We start from the raw sequence: 8723 nt of genomic DNA on the forward strand, positions 1-8723 counted from the left end.
GTCTCAGACGGCACAACGGTATTAGGCACCACAACGGTCGGTGAGGATGGCACATGGACTTACACCCTGCCTCCTTTGACCGATGGTCCACATAACATTACCACCACCGTGACTGATCCGGCAGGTAATACCAGCCCGGCATCCGATCCTATTGCCGTTGTTATTGATACGCTGCCCCCTGCGGCCGCGGAGAATGTCCAACTGAGTAGCGATCTAAGCGGTACGCTTGTTCCTGTCACGACAGGGGCAACTAACGACACCACACCGGTGTTGAGCGGTACTGCTGAAGCGGGTAGTACGGTGACCATTTCTGACAACGGCACGCTGCTGGGTACCGTCACGGTCGATACGAATGGGAACTGGAGCTTTACCCCAACGCTGACACCGGGCGATCATAGCCTGACCACGGTCGTGACCGATCCCGCGGGGAATACCAGTTCTGCTTCAGCGCCGATCAACGTCAATGTTGATACCACTGCACCTGAGGCGGCCTTTGATATCCAACTGAGTAATGATCAGTCAGGAACTGCCGTACTGATTACGGGTGAGACTACCAACGACAGTACCCCGGTAATAAGTGGTCGGGCTGAACCGGGCAGCACCGTGACGATATCGGATGGCAACACCGTATTGGGTTCAGTCAGTGTCCGTCCCGATGGGAGCTGGAGTTACACCACCTCTGCGCTGGCGGAAGGGACCCACTCCCTGACCACAACGGTGACAGACCTGGCCGGTAATACCAGTCCGGCCTCCGCGCCTGTCGCCATTATCATTGACGTGACAGCGCCTATGGCCGCAACGGATGTCTCATTGGCAAATGACGATGGCGATGCCATTGTCGTCGGCGGTGCGACCAACGACACCACGCCGGTGTTGAGTGGTAGCGCTGAGCCAGGCAGTACGGTGAATGTATTGGATGGCACCACGATAATCGGCACAGCGACGGTTGGAGAAGATGGCAACTGGACCTTCAGCTTTGAGCCAGCATTGGCGGCAGGCGAACACAGTCTGAGCGTCACCGTGACCGATCCCGCAGGCAACATCGGTCCAGCCTCCTCGGCAATCAACTTCACCATTGATATTACGGCTCCGGATGCGGCGATCAATCTTCAACTCAGCAACAATGAGGGCGGTGCATCAGTTGCTATTGTCAATGGTGGTGCGACCAATGACACCACGCCAGTGTTGAGCGGTGCAGCGGGCAGCGCCGAACCGGGCAGCATTGTCACGGTTTATGATAATGATGCTGTGACGCCTCTGGGCACCACGACAGTCGCAGCAGATGGAAGCTGGAGCTTCACTTTGCCAGCGCTGGATGCGGGTGAGCACAGTCTAACCGTCACCTTAACCGATCCGGCAGGTAACGTTAGTGATCCGTCTGAATCCTTTGCTTTCTCTGTCGACCTGACTGCGCCAGACGCGGCGACAGCGATTACCCTGGCGAACGACGGGGGCACGGCGATTCCTGCAGGGGGCGCAACGAACGACAGCTCACCGGTATTGAACGGTGCTGCGGGTAGCGCGGAAGCAAACAGTGTCATCACGGTATCGGACGGTCTGAACGTGTTAGGTACCGCAGTTGTGGGTGCCGATGGTAGCTGGAGTTTTACGCTTCCAACGTTAAGCGACGGTGCCCATAGCCTGACCACTACCGTCACAGACCCTGCTGGCAACGTCAGTGAACCCTCTGTAGCAATTGGCTTTATCGTGGATACAGTTTTACCTGACGCCGCGTCGGATTTGGTATTGAGCAGCGATCAGAGCGGTGCGCCGGTGGCGATAACGAATGGCACCACTAACGACACTACGCCAGTATTAAGCGGCACCGCTGAGGCAGGTGCGACGGTGACCGTTTACGCTGATGGCGTAGAACAGGGCAGTACCATTGTGGGTGATAACGGTACCTGGACCTTTACTTCAGATACGCCACTGGAAACGGGAGAACATCGTTTCACCACGACCGTCACCGATCTTGCCGGAAATATTGGTCCGGAATCCGCTCCTGTTACCCTTATCATAGATACCACGGCGCCAGACACGGCCATCAATCTTCAGCTTACGAATGATCAGGGCACCACGCCGGTAACGATCACTAACGGCGGCGCGACCAATGACACTACGCCTGTATTGAGTGGGAGTGCATTGGCAGGCAGTGTGGTGACCATATCGGATGGGAGCAACGTGTTGGGTTCAGTGGCGGTGGGCGCGAATGGCAACTGGAGTTATACCCTGCCAGCGCTGGATTCTGGCACCGATCATAGCCTGACGACCGTGGTCACCGATCCCTCAGGTAACCGCAGTGAGCCCTCTGCACCGATAACGTTTAGTGTCGATACAGAGGTGCCGGATGCGGCTCTTAATCTCGCTCTGGCAAACGATTCCAGCGGCACTGCCATCCCAGTTGCTGCGGGTGGCGTCACGAACGACAATACCCCGCTGCTGACCGGAACCGCTGAGGCGAACAGCACGATCACGGTCTCAGACGGCGATACCCTTCTCGGCACGACGACCGCTGATGCAAATGGTGACTGGAGCTTCACGCCTGCACTCACTGATGGGGCTCACAGCTTGTCTGTCACAGTGACGGATGCGGCGGGCAATACCAGCGTGGCAAGTGCACCGGTCACGGTCACTATTGACACCGTGGCGCCGTCCATCACTAACCTGGCGTTAAGCAATGATCAGGGCGATACGCCTGTGGCTATCCCCAGCGGCGGACTGACCAATGACAGCACGCCCGTGGTCAGCGGGTCCGCTGAGGAAGGCACGGTCATTACCCTCACCGAAGGCACGACGGTATTGGGCCAGATCACGGTGGACGCGACGGGCAACTGGAGTATTGCTGTCACCAGCGCACTATCAGAGGGTCCGCACACGATAAATATCACGGCACGGGATCCTGCCGGTAATACCAGCGACCCTTATACGCTCAGTGTCGAAGTAGATACCACACCTTTGCCTGCGGCTACAGGCATCATCCTGAGCACCGATAACGGCACAGCGCCTGTCACCAATGCTGAGGGCACATTCACCAGCGATAGCACACCGCTGCTATCAGGCTCTGCGACAGCAGGTAGTATTATCAACGTTTATAACGGTGACACGTTACTGGGCACCACGACGGTAGGCAGTGATGGGGCATGGACCTTCACTCTGCCGAATTTGACGGATGATACTTATACGCTTTCCGTGCGCGTTGTGGACGCTGCGGGTAACCTCAGCCCTGCAACTGAGATCACTTTCACCGTGGATACCGACGTTCCCCCAGTCGCCACTTTGCAGGTTTTCAATAATGACGGTACGACCAATGTTGAAGTGCAGGCAGGCGGTTCCACCAATGACAATACCCCACTGCTGAGCGGTACGGCAGAAGCAGGCAGCCTTGTCATCATTTATGATGCCAATCAGTTGGCCCTGGGTTCAACGATTGCTCTGGATGACGGCACATGGAGCTTCCAGTCGCCAATTTTGTCAGAGGGAGCGCATACCCTGACGGCAACGGTGACCGATGAAATTGGTAATGTCAGCAGCCCTTCAACCAGCTTTACAATCAGTGTGGATATCACGGCGCCAGAGCCTGTTAGCGCTCTGCTGGTACAAAATGATGCCGATCCTGATGCCCCTGTAACCCTGACTAACGGTGGTGCGACAAACGATACGACCCCTGCGATCAGTGGCAATGCAGAACCGGGTAGCACTGTATCCATTATTAACACCGCAACGGGTGAAATATTGGGCACGGCAGTGGCTGATGCGGTGACAGGGGCCTGGGTTTACACCACCACCACCGCCTGGGCTGAGGGAACTTACAATCTGGGGATTGTGGCCACCGATAATGCGGGCAATGCAAGTGCTTCCACCAACTTTACGCTCACCATTGATAATACCGCACCGGATGTCGGGACGTTCACCGTCAGCAACAACAACGATGCCAATCCTGTCGGCATCCCCGTGAACACGACCACAAATGACAGCACGCCCGAACTGCGCGGAACCGGAAGTGAAGCCGGTGCCATCATCGCCGTTTATTCCGGTGATATCTTGGTAGGATCAGCGGTGGTCGCTGAAGACGGTACGTGGAGTGTTGTGACCAGTGTACTGAGTGAAGGTCCACAAACGCTTTCCGTAACGGCCACTGATGCCGCCGGGAACAACTCTGCAGCATCCACCTATACACTGAGCGTGGACACCCTCGCCCCAGAGGCGCCTGCGGGTCTTACCGTGACAGATAATGTCGGCGATACAACCGGCGATCTTCTGAGCGGCGCGACCACCGATGACAATTCGCCTGCGTTCGGCGGAACCGCGGAACCGGGCAGCATTGTTTCGGTTTATGACGGCACCGCCTTATTAGGCACCGTCATTGCTGACGCAACAACAGGGGCATGGACGTTCTCGCCCGATGCATTAAGTAACGGCCTGCACAACTTCACCGCCACGGCAACCGATGCGGCGGGCAACGTCAGCCCTGCGGCTCCACAGCCTGCTTTTGAGTTAAACATTCAGGCAGATTTGCCTCCGGCGACCAGCACGCTGCAAATCACCGATGACAGTGGTTCAACATTGGTGGCGCTGACTGACGGCGATTACACCAGGGACACCAGCCCGGTACTGACAGGGTTAACAACAGCCAATGCCGTGGTCACTATCCTGGATGGTTCAGACGTATTGGGTTCAGTCACTGCATCCGCTGACGGTCAGTGGACCTTCACCCCTGCGTTAGACCAGGGTGAGCATGTTCTTTCAGTGACCGTTGTGGATGCGCAAGGCAATGATGGGACAGGAGCAGGTCCTGTTACGATCAACGTGGACAGTATTGCACCCGATGCGGTGGTTAATCTTGTTGTCAATAACAACAACGGTTCAACGCCAGTCGTCATTGGTGAAGGAACGTCAACGAATGACAGCACGCCGCAACTGACAGGCACAGCGGAAGCAGGCGCAATTATCACCGTTTACGATGGTGCGAACATCATTGGCACTACTACCGTAGATACGGAAGGCTTGTGGAGTTTCACCACGTCAACGTTGACCAACGGAGCGCATGCCCTGAGTGTTACGGTGACTGACCTGGCTGGCAACATCAGTCCGGCGTCAACCTCAGTGAATTTCATCGTGGATACCCTCGCACCAGCGGCGGCGACCAATCTCGTGGTCACCAACAATGACGCCACGCCGAATACGGTCATACCAAACGGTGGCTCAACCAATGACAGCACCCCGTTACTCAGCGGTCTTGCGGAAGCCAACAGCACCGTTACGATTTATGATGGTACCACCGTGTTAGGCACGGTCATTGCTAATGGCAGCGGTAATTGGTCTTACAGCCCAGAGCTTGGGGAGGGGACACATGTGCTTAGTGTCCGTGTCACGGATGCCGCAGGTAACGTCAGTGGTGCATCTGCTACCGCTACCGTGATTGTTGATACCCTTCCTCCGGCTCTGACCCTTGCTCTAAGCAATAATAATGGTCCTACCGCCATCCCGATCGCCAACAATGGCATCACGAATGATGCCACCCCAGCACTGAGCGGCACCACCGATCCTGGCAGCCTGGTGATTATTCGTGAGAATAACGTCGTGGTGGGTTCAGTTACCGCCAGTAGCACCGGGTCATGGAGTTATATCAGTGCTGCTCTCGCTGAAGGGCAACATACCTTTAGTGTGACCGCAACGGATCTGGCAGGAAACGTGAGTACAGCGGCGACCGTGACAGTCAACGTCTCCCTGACGGGACCTGCGCCAGTGACGGACCTGATTGTGACAGATGACGTGGCGCCGGTGACGGGGCAGTTGACCAGTGGTACGACCACCAATGACAGCACGCCAACCTTGTCAGGTACTGCCGGTGTAGCCGGTAATGTCGTCACTGTTTACGATAGCACCACAGTGTTGGGTACCGTGATTGCCGGGGCCGATGGCGCCTGGACATTTACCACCGCAACCCTCACTAACGGCGCGCATTCATTGAGTGTCACCGTGACGGATGCCGCAGGGAATACCAGCAGCGCAACCAACTTCCCTCTCATCGTCGATACCGTCGCACCGACCGCTACAACGCTGGTGGTCACCAATGACACCACGGGGATGGTTGTGCCAGCGGGCGGGGCAACCAATGACACCACGCCAACCTTAAGCGGGGTGGCGGAAGCGGGCAGCCGTATCAGCATTTATGACAACGGGGTCTTGCTGGGAACCGCCACTGCGGGCACCAACGGTGCATGGAGTTTCACGACTGCGGCACTCGGCGCAGGCAGCCATCCGCTCACAGCGACCGTGACCGATGCGGCAGGTAACGTCAGCGGCTCAACGGCGGCGACGGTCACCATTGATACCACCGCACCGGGCGCCGTCACGGTTGCAGCCAGCAACAACAATGGCTCAACACCGATTGCCATCGCCAACGGCGGCAGCACCAATGACAACACGCCAGCGCTGAGCGGCACTGCAGAGGCGGGTAGTATCGTTATCGTACGTGAAGGCAACACGGTGCTAGGATCAACGACGGCGAGCAGCAGTGGAGCATGGAGCCTCACCAGCGCCACACTGACTGACGGCACGCATAACCTGAGCGTCACGGCAACGGATGCGGCGGGCAATGTCAGTACGCCAACCCCTATCACATTGACCATTGATACAGGCGTGCCGGTCGCGGCCTCCAACCTGACAGTGACCAACGACAGCGTGACGCCTAATGTTACCGTGTCCAGTGGCGGGTCAACCAACGATAGTACGCCAGTGCTCAGCGGCACCTCGGAAGCGGATGCGATTGTGACGGTGTATGACGGCAACACGGTACTGGGTTCGACTACTGCCAATGGATCCGGTGCCTGGAGTTTCACACCGGCTACTGCCCTGACCAACGGTAGCCATGCTCTAAGCGTGACGGTGAAAGATGCCGCGGGCAACGTCAGCCCAGCCTCTGGCATCTACACGGTGATTGTGGACACCATCGCACCAACCGCCACCACGCTGGTGATTACCAATGATATTACCGGTGTGGTAGTACCGACAGGCGGTTTAACCAATGACACCACACCAACCCTGAGCGGTGTGGCAGAGGCGGGCAGTCGTGTCAGCATTTATGATAACGGGGTTCTTCTTGGTACCACGACGGCGGGTACCAACGGTGCCTGGACCTTCACCACAGCAGTGCTCGGTACGGGCAGCCATCCGTTGACCGCAACCGTGACGGATGCAGCAGGGAATGTCAGTGGCACCACCAGTGCCACAGTCATCGTGGACACCACGGCACCCTCTGCTGTGAGCCTGATTGCCAGTAACAACAATGGCAATACACCCGTCACGATTCCAAACAATGGTGTCACCAACGACAGTACACCACTGTTGAGCGGAACCGGTGAGGCGGGTGCGCGCATCAGCGTCTATGAAGGCACTACGCTGCTGGGTACTGCGACGGTTGCCAGCAACGGAAGCTGGAGCTTTGTCACTGGCACCTTAAGCAACGGTACGCATACGTTGAGCGTGACTCAGACCGATGCAGCGGGCAACGTGAGTCCGGCAGCCTCAACCACGCTGCTTGTTGACACTGTGGCCCCATCAGCCAGTACGCTCACGATTATAGATGATGCCGGTACAACGCCGGTCACCCTGGCTAATGGCGCGTATACCCGTGATACCACGCCAGTACTGAGTGGCACAGCAGAAGTCGGTGCAGTTGTGACTATCTTTGATGGCGCAACGGCGCTGGGTTCGGTCACGGTAGGGGCAGGGGGCACCTGGACATTCACCCCCGCGGCACTAAGTAATGGTGCTCATACCCTGAGCACCACGGTGACCGACACTGCAGGGAACGTCAGTACAGGGAATACCACGGCAACGGTCAATGTTGATACCGTCGCCCCTGCGGCCGTATCGGGTCTGGCGATTAACACCGCGGGTACGGTGGTGACGGGTAGCGGTGAAGTGGGCGCTACCGTCACCGTCCGTGATGCAGGCGGTGCAGCTATAGGAACAGCGACCGTAGGTACGGGCGGCACATGGTCAGTCTCACTCACTACTGCGCAAATCACCGGAGCTACCCTGTCAGTGACTCAGACGGATCGGGCAGGTAACGTTTCAACCAGCACACCGTTGGTCGGTGCCATTCGTGTAGTTGCCACAAACGACACCAATGAGGTGGATTACAGTACCACACAAGGCACCATCAATAATGGCACGACCAGTGTTTCGCATGTGGCGCTCGCCAATGTCGGTTTAGGAAGCGTGTTGAATGCGACTGTCTTGTCGAACGGTAACGCCTATGTGTTCTCGGTAGGGCCGGAAGATACCCGCACCATCACGTTGAACGGTTCTGTGGGCGGCATCAGTCTGATTTCAACTTACTCTCTGTATCTGTACGAGCAGCAGACGGATGGGACCTGGTTGTTGATCCAAACTAACGGCAGTTATCTGTCAACGGGATTGATTTCACTGGGTACACAAACCGGTGCCAACATCACCTACAGCAATTTGGGCACGGGCAACTATGCAGTAGTTATCGGTTCAAACGTGAGTGTGGGCGTGTTGCCGACCACCACTATCAGCACAGTATCGGATATCACTACGCTGGCGGTGACGGTTGCGGCGACGGTCACCGGGAACCTGTTAACGAATGACACCAGTTCGATTGCAGGAACGATACCCACTGGCACCACGGTAACCGCCGTCTCAGGTAGCGCAGTTTCCTCAAGTGGAAACACTGTTATTAATACCACCTACGG

General features: G+C 57.0%; 1 protein-coding gene. It reads left to right on the forward strand.

Annotation, left to right across the window (positions count from 1 at the left end):
* The coding region (locus tag QMM04_RS18690) for an Ig-like domain-containing protein (RefSeq protein ID WP_282996743.1) at positions 1–8723 on the forward strand (8723 nt) is incomplete at both ends.

The organism is Pantoea sp. Pa-EAmG, from assembly GCF_030024295.1.
GTDB lineage: Bacteria > Pseudomonadota > Gammaproteobacteria > Enterobacterales > Enterobacteriaceae > Pantoea > Pantoea dispersa.